The sequence below is a fragment of the Mycobacterium rhizamassiliense genome (assembly GCF_900157375.1).
GTDB classification, from domain to species: domain Bacteria; phylum Actinomycetota; class Actinomycetes; order Mycobacteriales; family Mycobacteriaceae; genus Mycobacterium; species Mycobacterium rhizamassiliense.
Genome location: NZ_LT721901.1, coordinates 5932309 through 5947411 on the forward strand (window position 1 = coordinate 5932309; position 15103 = coordinate 5947411).

A 15103-nucleotide genomic window follows, 5' to 3' on the forward strand; every position below is an offset into this window, starting at 1 on the left:
GACTGTCATGCGTACCGCATTCCATAGCCAGCTCGACGCGTTACTGCACACCATGGCGGACATGTGCGAGCTCGGCGGTACCGCGATGGAGCGCGCCACCCGGGCACTGCTCGACGTCGACATCGTGCTTGCTGAAACGGTGATCAGCGACCACCGGGACTTCGTGACTCTGGGCGTCAAGGCCGAGAACGACGCCTTCAACCTGCTGGCCCTGCAGTCCCCCGTCGCGACCGATCTGCGTGCCGTGCTGGGCTGCATGCAAAACGTCGGTGACGTCTTCCGAATGGGCGTCCTGGCCCGTCACGTCGCCGACATCGTCCGTCGCCGACACCCCGAGCCGGCGATTCCCGCCGACGTCAACGACTACTTCGCCGAAATGGGCCGCATCGCAGTCAATCTCGGCCACAACGCCAAAGACGTTGTGCTGTCGGGTAATCCGGATCGGGCCGCCCAACTCGCGTGCGACGACGACGCGATGGACGAGCTGCACCGGCTGTTGTTCTCCATCGTCTTGGACCAAAAGTGGTCCCACACCGTCGGCGTCGCGGTCGACGTCACGTTGCTCAGCCGGTATTACGAACGCTTCGCCGACCACGCGGTGACGGTGGGCCAGCGGGTTATCTTCCAGGCCATGGGCGCCCCGACCGGCTGACGATGTCAGCACGTAAAGCCCTGTAGCACAGGGCTTTACGTGCTAGACCGGGTCCGCGGCCCAGCCCGTCGTCTCCAACCGGCGCCGCACCCGGTCGATATCGTCGGCGGACGGCGCTTCGGCAGTCAGTTCCGTGACGGCCAGGCGGATCTCGCCGGTCTCGACCCTCGACCCGTCGCCGGTCGCCAGCTGAGCGGCGATCGCCGCGACCTCGTCCTCGGTCAGCCGATGCCGCAGCAACGCCAGCAACGGGTAGTAATCGGTCGGCGGCACGCCCTCCGGATAGCCGGCACGGATGAATGCCAGCACCCGCGCCGCTACATCGCTAAGACTCATTCCTGGCTCCCCTTTGTCAGTGGAAACGCAAGCTGCGCGCTTAGCCTACCCAGGCCGAGCCGGGGACACCCCCTCATAGACGCCCCCGGCCCGGTAGGCAGTGGGATTCCCCTCAGAGGGGATTTCTCACGCGCGGCGGCCGATTAATTTGGCCGTCGCGCTCAGCCGTTCTCCGCGCGCAGGGCCTCGGTCGCCAGGTTGTCGAGCAGCTGCCGCCCGACCGGGGTGCGCAGCTGGGGCAGCATCGCGGAGACGACACCCGCGGCGGTGAGCGCGAGGCGCACCAGGCCGTCCGGCGCCGCGGCCGCCTCGCGCAGCACGTCGTTCTCGGCGGAAGGATCCTCGGAGTGCTGCGCCATCGCGATCCGGGCGACCAGCCGGTTGTCGCCGTCGAGCTCGATTTCGTCGTCGGTGGCCGCCACGGTCAGCATCGCGCCGATCTCGGCGACTTCGTCCGCTTCGCACAACTGAGCCACCAGCTGCCACAGGATCGACACGGTGGCGCGGATCAGCTGCGTAAGCCGGTCGCCCGGAATGACTTCGTCGTCGATGACGACGCGCATGGCCGCTACGTCCCCGCGCTCGCCGTGCTGGATGAGCGCCAATGCGCGACGGAAGTCCGCCGCGCCCAGTGGGGCGTCGGTGCTCATTGCGACCCGGGCTTTAGAAGTCCCAGTCCGCGTCTTCGGTGACGACGGCCTTGCCGATCACGTACGACGAGCCGGAACCGGAGAAGAAGTCGTGGTTCTCGTCGGCGTTGGGCGACAGCGCGGACAGGATCGCCGGGTTCACGTCGGTCTCGTCGCGCGGGAACAGTGCCTCGTAGCCGAGGTTCATCAGCGCCTTGTTGGCGTTGTACCGCAGAAACTTCTTGACGTCCTCGGTCAGCCCGACCTCGTCGTAGAGGTCCTGGGTGTACTCCACCTCGTTGTCGTAGAGCTCGAAGAGCAACTCGTAGGTGTAGTCCTTGAGCTCCTGCTTGCGCTCCTCGTCGACCTGCGCCAAGCCGCGCTGGTATTTGTAGCCGATGTAGTAGCCGTGCACGGCCTCGTCGCGGATGATCAGCCGGATCATGTCGGCGGTGTTGGTCAGCTTGGCCCGGCTCGACCAGTACATCGGCAGGTAGAAGCCGGAGTAGAAGAGGAAGCTTTCCAGCAGCGTCGAGGCGACCTTGCGCTTGAGCGGTTCGTCACCGCGGTAGTACTGCATGACGATCTCGGCCTTGCGCTGCAGGTTGGGGTTCTCCTCCGACCAGCGAAACGCCTCGTCGATCTCGACCGTCGAGCACAGCGTCGAGAAGATGTTGCTGTAGCTCTTGGCGTGCACCGACTCCATGAAGGCGATATTGGTGTAGACGGCCTGCTCGTGCGGGGTCAGCGCGTCGGGAATCAGGCTGACCGCTCCGACCGTGCCCTGGATGGTGTCCAGCAGCGTCAGGCCGGTGAAGACCCGCATCGTCAGTTGCTTCTCGTTGGCGGTCAGCGTCCCCCAGGACGGGATGTCGTTGGACACCGGCACCTTCTCCGGCAGCCAGAAGTTGCCGGTCAGCCGGTCCCAGACCTCGGCATCCTTCTCGTCTTGCACCCGGTTCCAGTTGATCGCCGAAGCGCGGTCGATCAGCTTCATGTTTTCGGTCACCAGAACCCCACTTCACACGCCGTTTTGCCTGAGGGACGTCAGGCTCCAGACACTACCCCTGGGGTGCGACAACCCGGGGCAACACAAGAAGTTGTGTTTACGTGTCGCGACCTCCAGGTTAGGCCGATTCCAGGATCAAGCGGGCCGTTCGCTCGGGTTGATCCCAGTGCGGAGCCCGCGAACAGCCCCTGCGCCGCGCGGCAGTTGGTCATCCCCGCCCGGGGTTGAGCACAACCTTCATCCAGCCCTGATCGCGATTTGCGAAGTGCCGGTAGGCATCCGGTGCGTCGGACAGGCCCAGGTTGTGCGATACCAGCCGCGACGGCGTCGCCTTGTTCTGGTGAATCAGGTCGCGCAGGTACCGGGTGTAGGTCCTGACGTTGGCCTGGCCGGCCGCCATCGTCTGCCCTTTGAGGAAGAACGTCCCGAAGTCGAACGCCATCCTCCCGCTTTTCGCCAAATCATCTGCGGCACCGGGGTCTTGTGGGACGAAGTCACCGACCACGCCGATGCCCCCGGTCGGGCGGACGACATCGACCAGCGCATTGATGGTCAGACCCGATCGTTCATTGCCCGCCGGATCGTGAGCCCGGTAACCGACCGCCTCGATCCCGCGGTCCACTCCTTCGCCGTCGGTGAGGTCCTTGAGGTACCCGACGGCGTCGGTCCTCGCGTCGATGCCGATGGCGCCGAACTTCTCCGCCAGCGCCAGGCGCTCGGCGACGTAGTCGATGACGAAAACCTCTGCCGCACCTTGGATTAACGACGAGTATGCCGCCATGATGCCGACCGGGCCCGCGCCGTAGATCGCGACCCGATCGCCGGGCTCCACCTGCGCGAGCTGGGTGCCGTGCCAGCCGGTGGGAAAGACGCCGGCGAGCATGACGTAGTCGTTCTCTTTGTCGACGCTGTCCTCGGGCAGCTTCAGCGCGTTGAAGTCCGCGTACGGCACGCGCAGGTATTCCGCCTGCCCGCCGCTGTAGGGCCCCATGCTCGGATACCCGTACGCGCCGCCGGCCGACGGCGGGTTGACAGTCAGGCAGAAGCCCGTCGAGCCAGCGGCACAGTTCTTGCAGAACCCGCAGCTGACGTTGAAGGGCAGGCAGACCCGGTCGCCGACGCGGATGTCGCAAACCGCGTGGCCGACTTCGACCACCTCGCCGAGGTTTTCGTGACCCATCACCGTTCCCGGCTTCAGGTCGGTGCGGCCCTCGTACATGTGCAGATCGGAACCGCAGATGTTGGATGCGGTGATCTTGACGACGACGTCGGTAGGGCGCTCGATGAAGGGATCCGGGACGTCTTCGACCGAGACGTCTCGCAGCCCGTTGAACACCACAGCCCGCATCGCACGCTCCTGTAAAAGAAAGATTCGGAGCGGGATACCCCGTGGCGCGGAATTCAACCCTGAAAGGGCTAGTCCAGTCCGGCGTGTCGCAGCGTCGCCGTCAGCCCGTCCTCCAGGGTGCTCAGCGCGATGTCGGTCAGCCGGCTCAGTTCGTCTTGGTTGAGGTCGGGGTCCTGTCCGCCTTTGCCCATCCAGGCTTCCAGCGAGACGAAGACCGCGGTGGCCAGGCTGTGCGCCGCGATGTCGGCGATCATGGCCCCGTCGGCGGTGGGCTGGGATCGCTCATGGATGAAGCGGGAGATCTCGTCGGCCACCTGATCGCGCATCCGCCGAATGTGGGTGGTGATGATGTCCTGATCGAGATCGCGCGACCGGATCGTCGCCGCCTCGCGGACCATTGCGAAGTCAAAAGGGAAGGCGTTCACGGCTTTTCGCACCGACGCGGTGATGGACTCCCCGTGCGGGCGCAGCGCCAGCGCGCGGGCGAACCATTCGAAGCCGATGTCGTAGTCGGCGAAGATCACCGCGTGCTTGGACGGGAAGTGCCGATAGAAGGTTCGCTCCGTCACCCCGACGTCGGCGGCGATGTCGGACACGCTGGTTTGGTGCACGCCATCGGCGACGAAGCGCTTCATCGCCGCCTGTAACAGCGCCTGCCGCGTGCGCTGGCTCCGAGACTCCACGGGATAAGCAGACACCAAATGTCACCATTGACGCAAATATGTCAGGTGTGACATTGTGCCAGCAGTCCCGACATCACACCCGAGGAGCCAACATGGCGGACTACGACGCAATCGTCATCGGAGCAGGTCATAACGGTTTGGTGGCCGCGAACGTGCTGGCCAAGAGCGGCGCGAAGGTGCTGGTGCTCGAACGCGCACACTTCCTCGGCGGCATGGCCGCCACCCGGGAACTCTTCGACGGCTACAAGCACAGCGTCGGAGCCTGGGCGGTGCTGATCTGGCGCCAGGAGATGACCGAACGCCTGGAGCTCACCAAGTGGGGCTTCGAGCTGATGGATCAGTGGACCTCGACGTGCACGTTCGGCGACGCGCAGGACACCCCGTTCGTGATGTACAACGACCTCGAGCGGATGGGCCGCCACCTCCTCGAGGATCACGGCACCGACGTCGCGACGGGCCTGGGCGGTCTGTTCGCCCACCTCGGCCGGTTCGCGCCGTATTTCGTCGACTCCGCGTTCGGACCGCCGCTGGACATCATCGAGGTGATCGCGTCGCAGCCCACGCCCGAGGATCGCCACGACTTCGCCCAGATGTGGTACGGCAGCACGATGGACACGGTCCGCCGTTTCCTCGCGCCCGACCAGGGCCGCTGCATCCAGGGCTCGCTGGCCGCGATGTCGATCGACGCGTTCGACGGCGGCCCCTGGACGCCGGGCTCGAATGCGTCGACGCTGTACCACTACCTGATCGGCGGCGGCAACGTCGAATACATCATGCCGCGTGGGGGAATCGGCTCGCTGAGCGCCGCGCTGTGCCGCCGCGCCGAATCGCTGGGCGCCGAGGTGCAGTGCAAGCAGCATGTCAAGGAGATCCTGGTCGAGGGCGGGCGCGCCACGGGTGTCCAACTGCGCGACGGCACAACGATTTCCGCCGACGCGGTGCTGTCGTCGCTTGACCCGTACACCACCTTTGTGAATCTGGCCGGCGCGCAGAACTTTCCGGACGACTACATCCGCAAGATCAAAGAGATCAACTTCAACCTCGGCTACATCCAGGCCCACCTCACCATCGACCAAGCGCCGCAATGGATCGACCGGCTGCAGCCCTACATGCAGGACAACGGCCACTGGTGTCCCACCGTCGCCTACGCGCCCTCTGCGGAATACATCAGCGACGCCTGGGAGCAGTACCGCAAAGGACAGCTTCCCGACGCGCCGCCCACCTATCTCTACATCCCCAGCATGGTCGACTCGTCGCTGGCGCCCGAAGGTAAGCACAGCGCAACGATTTTCACGCCCTACTTCCCCACCGGGCTCGACGCCGACGAAAACCGAAGCTGGAAAGAGCAATACGCCGACACCTGCGTGAACATCTTCGACACGTATGCGCCCGGGTTCGCCGACTCGGTCACCAACCGCGTGGTGTTCTCCAACCGCTACTTCGGCAGCACCTTCAGCGCACACGCAGGCGACTACTCGCACGGCCTGCTGCAGCCCAACCAGCTCTGGACCGGCCGCGTCGTGGAGGGCGCCGACAAGTTCGCCACCCCGGTCGACGGGCTCTACCTGTGCGGCCAGTGCACCCATCCCGGCCCGGGCGTGACCGGCATCCCGGGGTGGAACGGCGCGGAGGCCGCGCTCAAGCACCTAGAGGCCCGCATCAAGGCATAGGCAACGCCCCGCTTTCGATGTACCATGTGGTACATGTTTACTGAAGACAGCATCGAGATCGCCGCGCCACCCCAATTGGTGTGGGATGTCTTCAGCGACGTCGAGCGCTGGCCCGAGTGGACCGCCTCGGTGACGTCGCTGACCGGGCTGGACGGACCCGCCCTCGCCGTCGGCCGACGGTTCGCGATCAAGCAGCCCGGCATGCAGAAGCTGGTCTGGCAGGTGACCGAGATCGAGCCCGGCTCGACGTGGACCTGGGTGCAGCGCTCCCCCGGCGTGCGGGTGACCGCACGCCACTTCGTCACCGCGCAACCCGGCGGGCGCACCCTGGTGCGCCAGCAACTCGACCAGAGCGGCTTCCTCGGCGCGCTGGTCGGACGGCTGATGGCCAAGAAGACGCGGCGCTTCCTCGAACTGGAGGCCCAGGGCCTCAAGGCCCGCTCCGAGCAGCTGCGCGGAGCCGATGGTTCGCACGCCTGACGTCGCGCGCCGCCGGCAATTGCTCGATGCGCTCGTCGAGGAGTTCGCGGCCCGCGGCGTCGGCGGGCGCTCGCTGCGCGAGGTGGCCGAGGCCGTCGGCACCAGTCATCGAATGCTGTTGCACCACTTCGGCTCTCGCGAGGATCTGCTGATGGCGATCGTCGCGGAGGTCGAGCGCCGCCAGATGACCGTACTGCCGGAATTGCCGACGAGCCCGGCCGACGGCTTCGCCGCCATGTGGGCCGACGTCCGACGACCCGAGCTGCGGCAGGCCGAGCGGCTGTTTTTCGAGTGCTACGCCCGCGCGGCCCAGGGCGAGGAACCGTTCGCCCGCATGGTCCCCGGCGCGGTAGAGGGCTGGCTCGACGAGGTCGAAAAGGTCGCCGGCGCCGCCGACCCCGCGATGACCCGGCTCGGCCTGGCGGTCGTCCGCGGCCTGCTGCTGGATCTGGTTGCCACCAACGACGACGCTGGAGTGGACGCCGCCGCAAGGGCTTTCGCGGAGCTGCTCGGCCGCTGAACTACTTCGCCTTCGGCAGCACGGAGATCAGCGTGTCGACGAGTTCCTCGGCGTTGGTGTGCCACTTGTCCAGGTCCATGTGGCCGCTGAGGTCCAGACCCGTGATGCCGTGCGCGCTCGTCAACAGAAGCGCCCCATAGCGTCTCGCCTGCCGCGGACCGGTGATGCGGCCCACGACGTCGAGAAACAGGTCCTGCGCGCGCTCGGCCACCCGCATGGCCTCGGTCGGGTCCCCCGCGGGCGGGGTGAACATCAGGCGATACAGGTGGGGCCGGGTGCGGCCGATCTCGATCAGCGAAAGCAGACCGAATCGCAGGGACTGCTTGGGCGAGTCGCCACTGTGTGCGAGCGCCTCGAGGAAATCGCCCAAGTCGCTCAGCGCGTCGATCGCCAGGACCGCGAGCAGAGATTCCTTGTCGGCGAAGTGCCGATATGCGGCGGAGCGCGAAACGCCCGCGCGCGCACCGACCTCGCGCAGCGTCACGGCCTCGACACCGCCGAGGTCGAGCAGGACCCCCGCCGCCTCCAGCAGGGCATGGCGCGTAGCCGCCGCGCTTTCCGCTCGTGTTGTCACCGGCAGAGCATAAGCCCGCAGTTCAGTTGACAACGTCAACTTAAGCGCCTAGTTTCGGTTGACATCGTCAACTCAAAGGCAGCCCGTCGGATGGAGACCGCCATGAATTCGTCGAGTCGCTCCGACCATCAGGAGCTGATCGTGGCGACCGGCGCCTCCACCGGGATCGGCGCAGCCACCGCAAAAGAACTGGCCCGCAGGGGTTTTCACGTGCTCGCCGGGGTACGCCGGGAATCCGACGCCGACGCGCTGCGCGGCCAGGGCATCGAACCGCACATCCTCGACATCACCGTGGAGTCGCACGTCGCCGCGATCGCCGAATGCGTCGCGCGCGACCCGCTGCAGCGGCCCCTGCGCGCGCTGATCAACAACGCCGGCATCGCAATCAACGCGCCCGTCGAGACGCTGGCGCTGGCCGAATGGCGCCAGCAGTTCGAAGTCAATCTATTCGGCCACATCGCAATAACCCAGGCGCTCTTTCCGGCGCTGCTGGCCAGCTCCGGCACCGTGGTGAACATCAGTTCCGTTGGCGGAAAGGTAGTTCTGCCGACGTACGGCGCGTATGCCGGTTCGAAGTTCGCGCTCGAGGCGGTCAGCGACGCGCTGCGCCGCGAGGTCGCCGACACCGGAATCAAGGTCGTCGTCGTCGAACCCGGCGCGGTCAAGACCGAGATGGCCGAGCGCGGGATCTCCACCGCGCAGGGGCTGCAGGCGAACATGACCGACGCGCAGATCGCCCGCTACAGCGAACTCGCCGCGGCCGTCACGGCACAAGCCCGATCGTTCGGTGAGGATGGTGTCTCCGCCGAACACGCCGCGAAGATTGTCGCCAAGGCCGCCACCGCATCTCGTCCCCGGACTCGCTACACCATCGGCCGCGACGCCGCGATCCTGCTCCGGGTCAGCCGCTTGGTATCCGACCGGGTCCTCGATCGCATCGTGCGGCTGAACCTTCGATCCTTTGCAAAAGGCGCGGAGTCAACCGAACGGCATGGCGCCGCAACGACTTCCGCCGACGCTTGAGCGATCGGCCTCAGCTGGCGGTGTGGACGATCAGGACGTCGGTCTTGGCCTTGCGGGAGACTTCGGAGGGGACCGATCCCAGCAGCCGCCCGGCGACGCTGCTCATCCCGACGTTGCCGATGACCAGCAGGCCGGCCTCGGCCTTCTTGGTGAGATCCACCAACACGTCGATGGGGGTACCGACGATCGACTTCTCCACCACGTCCTTCGCCCCGGCTAGGTGCGCCCGCTCCTTGGCGGTCTGCAGGATCGCGTAATAGGGTGCCTCGCCCACCGTGCGGTAGTCCTGGCCGTGGTCGCTGCCCGGCGGGATGGCGTAGCGGCCCTTTTCCTCGTTGACGGGAAGATGCGCCGTCGCAATGATCAATGTCGCTCCGTGATCCGCGGCGATCGCGGCCGCGCGGTCCACCGCACGCAGCGACGAGTCCGAACCATCGGTGCCGACCACAACGGTCTTATAGGCGCTCATGTGTCTCCCAAGGTAGAGCCCAACTCTGGCTCAAACTCCCAGATGAAGGCGAATTGGTCAATAGCGGCGATCAGCTCTGAATGGCCGCCGCGTGCCGGCCGGCGCGTGCGCCGTTGCCCACGCCGAAGAAGTGATACTCGGCGGCCCGGATCGAGCGGGTATCACGCCAGTACTCCCAGGTGTAACCGCCCCATAGCACGGTGTTCTTGCCGTGCTCGTCGAGATACCAGCTGCTGCAGCCGCCGCTGTTCCACACCGACGTGCCGAGCCGCTGCTGCAGCTCGTCGTTGAACTGGTCCTGGGCGGCACGGGTCGGGGCCAGCGCCTGGGCCCCCAGCTTGTCGCACGTCTTGATCGCGTCGGCGACGTAACGGATCTGGGATTCGATCATGAACACCACCGAGTTGTGCCCCAGCCCCGTGTTCGGGCCCAACAGGAAGAACAGGTTGGGCATGTCGGCGACGGTGACCCCGCGATGCGCGCCGATGCCTTCGCGGTTCCAGCGATCGACCAGGTCCTCGCCGTCGCGCCCCTTGATCTGCACGTAGGTGTAGGAGTCGGTGACGTGAAAGCCGGTGCCGAACACGATGACGTCGGCCTTGTGCTCGGTGCCGTCGGCGGTGACGATCCCGTCGCGGGTGATTCGGGAAATGCCGTCGGTGATGAGTTCGGTCTTCGGGTCGGCGACCGCGCGGTAGTAGGTGGACGAGTTCAGAATTCGCTTGCAGCCAATCCGATAGTTCGGAATCAGCTTGCGCCGTAACTCGCGATCCTTGACCGACCGGCGAATGTTGTACTTGCAGTACGCCTCAATGAATTTCAGCGCGTTGGGCCGCCTGGTCATGCCGATGGCCAGCGCCTCCTGGCCCCAGTAGATCGCGAGGCGCACCAGAGCGCGCAGCCCGGGAACGAGCCCCATGGCGCGGCGCAGCGCGATCGGCAGGTCGGGGTTGGACCGCGGCACCACCCACGGCGGAGTGCGTTGGTAGAGCTGAAGTTCGCCGACCTGGTTGACGATTTCGGGCACGATCTGGATCGCGCTGGCGCCGGTGCCGATCATCGCGACCCGCTTGCCGGTGAGGTCGACGCTGTGGTCCCATTCCGCGGAATGGAAAGCGGGGCCCTGGAATTTGTCGCGACCGTCGATGTCGGGGATCGACGGGATGTGCAGCGCGCCGGCGCCCGAGATCAGGAACTGCCCGACGAATTCTCGACCGTCGGCGGTGAAGACGTGCCAGCGATGCTCGGCGTCGTCCCAATGGGCCCGGTCGACCAGCGAGTTGAACTCGACGTAGCGGCGCAGCCCGTACTTATCCGTGACGCCCTTGAGGTAGTCCCAGATCTCGGGCTGATAGGAGAAGGGGTTCTTCCAGTCCGGCTTGGGCTCGAACGAGAACGAGTAGAGGTGTGACGGGATGTCGCAGGCGCACCCGGGGTAGCTGTTGTCGCGCCAGGTGCCGCCGATGTCGCCGGCCTTCTCCAGGATGACGAAGTCGACGCCCTGCCGCTGCAGCTTGATCGCCATGCCCAGGCCGGAGAATCCCGTCCCGATGATGATGGCGCGGGTATGCACCGGCTGATGTGCCGCTGAGGTCGGCTCGGCTTGTGTCAATGCATCGGTCACAGTGGATCGGTCTTCCTCGTTGGGCCCGTCTAGGGGGACGTCGGCCGGTGCACCTGTGCGTACCCGCATCCGGCTCACGTAAATACCCAGTACCCGGGGTATCGGATACGACGAGTGTTGTCGATGACCCCCGCGATGTCAACGCGGCGGCGGCTCAGCTCGCGGCGGGGCTGCTGCGTACGGCGCTGTGCACGGGCTGGTCAGGGTCCACCGCGATGCCCAGCGCCTCTGCGGTGCCGACGATGACCCCCATCATGATGGTGGTCAGGTGGGCCACGAACTGCTCGCGCGGCATGCGTCGCGGGCTTTCCGGATCGGGCCCCAACCACCATTCGGTGGCCGAGGCGGCCGAGCCGAAGGCCGCATGCGCGGCCAGCTCGAATGCCGCATGGTCCAGCTTCATGTCCTTCAGCTCGTTGTCGAACATGTCGGCCATGGCCAGGGTGATCTCCCGGCCCTCGTTCAGCGTCCGCATCGTCGCGTCGGCGGGAGACCCGGACCGCGACTGAATGAACACCCGCAACACGTTGGGGTGCTGGTCGACGAGGGTGACGTACTCCTCGACGCTGCGCCGGACGATCTCGCGGGCCGAGTCGTTGGCCAAGTCGATCGACGGGAAGATCGCGCTCCACAACATGTCGCGCAGCCGCTCGCCGATCGCCTCGAACAGGTCCGACTTGTCGTGGAAATGCCGGTAGATCTTGGGCTTGGCGGTGCCGGCCTCCTCGGCGATTTCCCGCACGCTCAGCTCGGGTCCGAGGCGGTCGATGGCACGGAAGGCGGCCTCGACGATCTCGCCGCGGACCTTCTTGCGGTGTTCGCGCCAGCGCTCGCTGCGCGCATCGACCTTCGCCCCGGGCTTCACGCTGGGGTGGGGTCTCGAAGGTCGGGGCACTCTCACCACATCAAGCACCATACCGCGCTGCAGCCGCTGACCTGGGCAGACTGGCTTACAGCATGCAGGAGACGCAGCCCTCGACCTCGGTGCCTTCCAGCGCCATCTGCCGGAGCCGGATGTAGTACAGCGTCTTGATCCCCTTGCGCCAGGCGTAGATCTGCGCCTTGTTGACGTCACGGGTGGTGGCGGTGTCCTTGAAGAACAAGGTCAGCGACAGCCCCTGGTCGACGTGCTGGGTGGCCGCGGCGTAGGTGTCGATGATCTTCTCGTAGCCGATCTCGTACGCGTCCTGGTAGTACTCCAGGTTGTCGTTGGTCAGATACGGCGCCGGGTAATAGACGCGGCCGATCTTGCCTTCCTTGCGGATCTCGATCTTGCTCGCCACCGGGTGGATCGAGCTCGTCGAGTGGTTGATGTAGCTGATCGACCCCGTCGGCGGGACGGCCTGCAGGTTCTGGTTGTAGATGCCGTGCTGCTGCACCGACTCCTTGAGCCGCTGCCAATCCTCTTGCGTCGGAATGCGAATGCCCGCCTCGGCGAAGATTTCGCGCACCCGCGCGGTGGCCGGCTCCCACACCTGCTCGGTGTACTTGTCGAAGAACTCACCCGACTTATACTTCGACCGCTCGAAACCGCCGAACGCCGAACCCCGTTCGATCGCAATGCGATTCGATGCGCGCAGCGCGTGATAGAGCACGGTGTAGAAGTAGATGTTGGTGAAGTCGACGCCCTCTTCGGAGCCGTAGAGGATGTGCTCGCGCGCCAGGTAGCCGTGCAGGTTCATCTGGCCGAGGCCGATGGCGTGGGACTCGTTGTTGCCCTGCTCGATTGAGGGCACCGACCAGATGTGCGTCTGGTCGCTCACCGCGGTCAGCGCGCGGATGGACACCTCGATGGTCTGAGCGAAGTCCGGCGAGTCCATCGTCTTGGCGATGTTCAGCGAGCCCAGGTTGCACGAAATGTCCTTGCCCACCTTGGCGTACGTCAGGTCCTCGTTGAACAACGACGGCGTGGACACCTGCAGAATCTCCGAGCACAGGTTCGAGTGCGTGATCTTGCCCTCGATCGGGTTGGCCCGGTTCACCGTGTCCTCGTACATGATGTACGGGTAGCCGGACTCGAACTGCAGCTCGGCCAGCGTCTGGAAGAACTCCCGCGCCTTGATCTTCGACTTACGGATCCGGCCGTCGTTGACCATCTCGTGGTACTTCTCGGTGACCGAGATGTCGGCGAACGGCATGCCGTAGACGCGCTCGACGTCGTACGGCGAGAACAGGTACATGTCCTCGTTCTTCTTGGCGAGCTCGAAGGTGATGTCCGGGATTACCACGCCCAGGCTCAGCGTCTTGATCCGGATCTTCTCGTCGGCGTTCTCGCGCTTGGTGTCCAGGAACCGGTAGATGTCCGGGTGGTGCGCGTTCAGGTACACCGCGCCGGCGCCCTGACGCGCCCCGAGCTGGTTGGCGTAGGAGAACGAGTCCTCGAGCAGCTTCATGATCGGGATGACACCCGAGCTCTGGTTCTCGATGTTCTTGATCGGGGCGCCGTGCTCACGAATGTTGCTCAGCAGCAAGGCAACTCCCCCGCCGCGCTTGGATAGTTGCAGAGCCGAGTTGATCGATCGCCCGATCGACTCCATGTTGTCCTCGATGCGCAGCAGGAAGCAGGACACCGGCTCACCGCGTTGCTTCTTACCCGAATTCAGGAACGTCGGGGTGGCCGGCTGGAACCGGCCGTCGATGATCTCGTCGACGAGCTTCTCGGCCAGCGTGGTGTCACCGGAGGCGAGCGTGAGCGCCACCATCACGACGCGATCCTCGAACCGCTCGAGGTAGCGCTTCCCGTCGAACGTCTTCAGCGTGTACGAGGTGTAGTACTTGAACGCGCCGAGGAACGTCGGGAACCGGAACTTCTTCGCGTAGGCGCGGTCGAGCAGCGTCTTGACGAAGTTGCGCGAGTACTGGTCGAGCACCTCGCGCTCGTAGTAGTCCTCCTTGATCAGGTAGTCGAGCTTCTCGTCCTGATTGTGGAAGAACACCGTGTTCTGGTTGACGTGCTGCAGGAAGTACTGGTGTGCAGCCTCGCGGTCCTTGTCGAACTGAATCTTGCCGTCGGCGTCGTACAGATTCAGCATCGCGTTGAGCGCGTGGTAGTCGGTCTCCCCCGGCAATGCGTGGGCGCCGGTGGTTACAGGCTCTGCAGCTGTGGCGGTTGGTGGCACGTCTGGTCCTTCCAAAATTCTTCCAAGCCCGCGCGGACGGCTTCCACGTCGTCCGGCGTGCCCATCAGTTCAAAGCGGTAGAGGTACGGGACACCGCATTTGCGGGACACCACATCGCCCGCGTAGGCGAACTCCGCACCAAAGTTGTTGTTGCCCGCGGCGATGACGCCGCGGATCAACGAACGGTTGTGCTCGTCGTTCAAAAAGGCGATGACCTGTTTGGGGACGTAACCACCGTCGTTGATGTCCGGGGTTGCGCGGCCTCCGCCGTACGTGGGCAGGATCAGCACGTACGGGTCGTCGACCTCGATGCGCCCGTGCAGCGGTATCCGCGTGGCGGGAACACCCAGCTTCTGCACGAAGCGATGGGTGTTCTCCGACACGCTGGAGAAATAGACCAGTGACGATCGCAAGCCCGGCGCCGCCGGGCGCTGCGGGTCGTCACTCATCCAATCCAGGTTGCGCCCCGAGTTGTCCATGGACCGCAACCCTCCCTTACTGATCGTCTAGCCGCTAGGCGCTGAGCGCCGCGGTCGCGAGTGCCTTGATGCGGTCTGGCCGGAAGCCGGACCAGTGGTCGTTTCCTGCCACCACCACGGGTGCCTGCAGATAGCCCAGCGCCATCACGTAGTCACGCGCCTCGGAGTCCAGGCTGATGTCGACCGTGTCATAGGCGATGCCCTGCTTGTCCAAGGCTTTGTAGGTCGCGCTGCACTGCACGCATGCCGGCTTGGTGTAGACGGTGATGCTCATGGAAGCCGCTCCTTTGCGGAAGGTCGAGACGAGGGGACTGGCTACTGCTTTGGAGTACTTGGTTCAGCGTCCCGCCAAGCCCCGGGATTCCCGTTGCGCCGCCGTCGGTGCGAAGCGCGAGCTTCGACACGTTCAAGCCGTTTTCCGGGGAGCTTCGCCAAGCCGGTCCGCTGGGCGATGCAGGGATCTGTCGGTGCTCGGAACACTACACCTA

General features: G+C 65.4%; 17 protein-coding genes. 5 read left to right on the forward strand and 12 right to left on the reverse strand.

Annotated features, from left to right (window positions below; all coding sequences use genetic code 11):
• The first annotated feature begins 7 nt into the window (after window positions 1-7).
• Complete coding sequence (gene phoU, locus MRAB57_RS27980) at window positions 8-652, forward strand: phosphate signaling complex protein PhoU (protein WP_077090225.1); 645 nt, start codon at window positions 8-10, stop codon at window positions 650-652.
• A 42-nt stretch (window positions 653-694) separates the two neighbouring features.
• Here phoU and MRAB57_RS27985 read toward each other — a convergent pair whose 3' ends face one another.
• From MRAB57_RS27985 to MRAB57_RS28005, 5 genes are all read right to left on the reverse strand, one after another.
• Window positions 695-988 carry a DUF3349 domain-containing protein gene (locus MRAB57_RS27985; protein WP_077090226.1) on the reverse strand — a complete coding sequence of 98 codons (294 nt, stop codon included), beginning with the start codon at window positions 986-988 and terminating at the stop codon, window positions 695-697.
• A 161-nt stretch (window positions 989-1149) separates the two neighbouring features.
• Entirely contained in the window at window positions 1150-1638 is a 489-nt protein-coding gene (locus MRAB57_RS27990) for a hypothetical protein (RefSeq protein ID WP_077090227.1), read from the reverse strand.
• Window positions 1639-1651: 13 nt separating this feature from the next.
• Window positions 1652-2626 carry a class 1b ribonucleoside-diphosphate reductase subunit beta gene (nrdF, locus tag MRAB57_RS27995; RefSeq protein WP_108638025.1) on the reverse strand — a complete coding sequence of 325 codons (975 nt, stop codon included), beginning with the start codon at window positions 2624-2626 and terminating at the stop codon, window positions 1652-1654.
• Between the two features lie 208 nt (window positions 2627-2834).
• Entirely contained in the window at window positions 2835-3974 is a 1140-nt protein-coding gene (locus tag MRAB57_RS28000; protein ID WP_077090228.1) for a glutathione-independent formaldehyde dehydrogenase, read from the reverse strand.
• A gap of 68 nt (window positions 3975-4042) precedes the next feature.
• On the reverse strand, window positions 4043-4657 hold the full coding sequence (locus MRAB57_RS28005) for a TetR/AcrR family transcriptional regulator (protein ID WP_083743556.1): 615 nt from the start codon (window positions 4655-4657) through the stop codon (window positions 4043-4045).
• A 92-nt stretch (window positions 4658-4749) separates the two neighbouring features.
• On the opposite strand from MRAB57_RS28005, the gene MRAB57_RS28010 reads away from it, so the two are divergent.
• Genes MRAB57_RS28010 through MRAB57_RS28020 form a run of 3 tightly spaced genes read left to right on the forward strand, consistent with a single transcriptional unit; the run spans window position 4750 to window position 7327 of the window.
• Window positions 4750-6327, forward strand: coding sequence for a phytoene desaturase family protein (locus tag MRAB57_RS28010; protein ID WP_077090229.1), 1578 nt, complete (start codon window positions 4750-4752; stop codon window positions 6325-6327).
• A 33-nt stretch (window positions 6328-6360) separates the two neighbouring features.
• On the forward strand, window positions 6361-6807 hold the full coding sequence (locus MRAB57_RS28015; protein ID WP_077090931.1) for an SRPBCC family protein: 447 nt from the start codon (window positions 6361-6363) through the stop codon (window positions 6805-6807).
• The gene (locus MRAB57_RS28020; RefSeq protein WP_077090230.1) at window positions 6791-7327 is read left to right on the forward strand and encodes a TetR/AcrR family transcriptional regulator; all 537 of its coding nucleotides are present in this window, start codon (window positions 6791-6793) and stop codon (window positions 7325-7327) included. Before MRAB57_RS28015 ends, MRAB57_RS28020 begins: the two co-directional genes overlap by 17 nt.
• A 1-nt stretch (window position 7328) precedes the next feature.
• On the opposite strand, the gene MRAB57_RS28025 is transcribed toward MRAB57_RS28020, so the two are convergent.
• On the reverse strand, window positions 7329-7901 hold the full coding sequence (locus tag MRAB57_RS28025; protein WP_077090231.1) for a TetR/AcrR family transcriptional regulator: 573 nt from the start codon (window positions 7899-7901) through the stop codon (window positions 7329-7331).
• 102 nt (window positions 7902-8003) lie between these two features.
• Between MRAB57_RS28025 and MRAB57_RS28030 the strand changes: the two genes are divergently transcribed.
• Entirely contained in the window at window positions 8004-8924 is a 921-nt protein-coding gene (locus MRAB57_RS28030) for an SDR family NAD(P)-dependent oxidoreductase (RefSeq protein ID WP_077090932.1), read from the forward strand.
• Between the two features lie 10 nt (window positions 8925-8934).
• Here MRAB57_RS28030 and MRAB57_RS28035 read toward each other — a convergent pair whose 3' ends face one another.
• The 6 genes from MRAB57_RS28035 to MRAB57_RS28060 all read right to left on the reverse strand — a co-directional run bounded on the left by MRAB57_RS28035 (window position 8935) and on the right by MRAB57_RS28060 (window position 14889).
• A complete protein-coding gene (locus tag MRAB57_RS28035; RefSeq protein WP_077090232.1) occupies window positions 8935-9393 on the reverse strand; it encodes a universal stress protein in 459 nt (152 codons plus the stop codon).
• Between the two features lie 70 nt (window positions 9394-9463).
• Window positions 9464-11017, reverse strand: a complete 1554-nt coding sequence (locus MRAB57_RS28040; protein ID WP_077090233.1) for a flavin-containing monooxygenase — start codon at window positions 11015-11017, stop codon at window positions 9464-9466.
• Between the two features lie 154 nt (window positions 11018-11171).
• On the reverse strand, window positions 11172-11921 hold the full coding sequence (locus MRAB57_RS28045) for a TetR/AcrR family transcriptional regulator (protein WP_108638148.1): 750 nt from the start codon (window positions 11919-11921) through the stop codon (window positions 11172-11174).
• A gap of 46 nt (window positions 11922-11967) precedes the next feature.
• On the reverse strand, window positions 11968-14136 hold the full coding sequence (gene nrdE, locus MRAB57_RS28050) for a class 1b ribonucleoside-diphosphate reductase subunit alpha (protein ID WP_077090234.1): 2169 nt from the start codon (window positions 14134-14136) through the stop codon (window positions 11968-11970).
• The gene (gene nrdI, locus MRAB57_RS28055; RefSeq protein WP_077090933.1) at window positions 14103-14585 is read right to left on the reverse strand and encodes a class Ib ribonucleoside-diphosphate reductase assembly flavoprotein NrdI; all 483 of its coding nucleotides are present in this window, start codon (window positions 14583-14585) and stop codon (window positions 14103-14105) included. Before nrdI ends, nrdE begins: the two co-directional genes overlap by 34 nt.
• 64 nt (window positions 14586-14649) lie before the next feature.
• Window positions 14650-14889, reverse strand: coding sequence for a redoxin NrdH (locus tag MRAB57_RS28060; RefSeq protein ID WP_077090235.1), 240 nt, complete (start codon window positions 14887-14889; stop codon window positions 14650-14652).
• Window positions 14890-15103 lie beyond the last annotated feature (214 nt).

Excerpts from the sequence above, each read along its gene's own strand:
- phoU (WP_077090225.1), top strand. The coding sequence starts at position 8 with ATGCGTACCGCATTCCATAGCCAGCTCGACGCGTTACTGCACACCATG.
- MRAB57_RS27985 (WP_077090226.1), bottom strand. The coding sequence starts at position 988 with ATGAGTCTTAGCGATGTAGCGGCGCGGGTGCTGGCATTCATCCGTGCC.
- MRAB57_RS27990 (WP_077090227.1), bottom strand. The coding sequence starts at position 1,638 with ATGAGCACCGACGCCCCACTGGGCGCGGCGGACTTCCGTCGCGCATTG.
- MRAB57_RS28000 (WP_077090228.1), bottom strand. The coding sequence starts at position 3,974 with ATGCGGGCTGTGGTGTTCAACGGGCTGCGAGACGTCTCGGTCGAAGAC.
- MRAB57_RS28010 (WP_077090229.1), top strand. The coding sequence starts at position 4,750 with ATGGCGGACTACGACGCAATCGTCATCGGAGCAGGTCATAACGGTTTG.
- MRAB57_RS28015 (WP_077090931.1), top strand. The coding sequence starts at position 6,361 with ATGTTTACTGAAGACAGCATCGAGATCGCCGCGCCACCCCAATTGGTG.
- MRAB57_RS28020 (WP_077090230.1), top strand. The coding sequence starts at position 6,791 with ATGGTTCGCACGCCTGACGTCGCGCGCCGCCGGCAATTGCTCGATGCG.
- MRAB57_RS28030 (WP_077090932.1), top strand. The coding sequence starts at position 8,004 with ATGAATTCGTCGAGTCGCTCCGACCATCAGGAGCTGATCGTGGCGACC.
- MRAB57_RS28035 (WP_077090232.1), bottom strand. The coding sequence starts at position 9,393 with ATGAGCGCCTATAAGACCGTTGTGGTCGGCACCGATGGTTCGGACTCG.
- nrdI (WP_077090933.1), bottom strand. The coding sequence starts at position 14,585 with ATGAGTGACGACCCGCAGCGCCCGGCGGCGCCGGGCTTGCGATCGTCA.
- MRAB57_RS28060 (WP_077090235.1), bottom strand. The coding sequence starts at position 14,889 with ATGAGCATCACCGTCTACACCAAGCCGGCATGCGTGCAGTGCAGCGCG.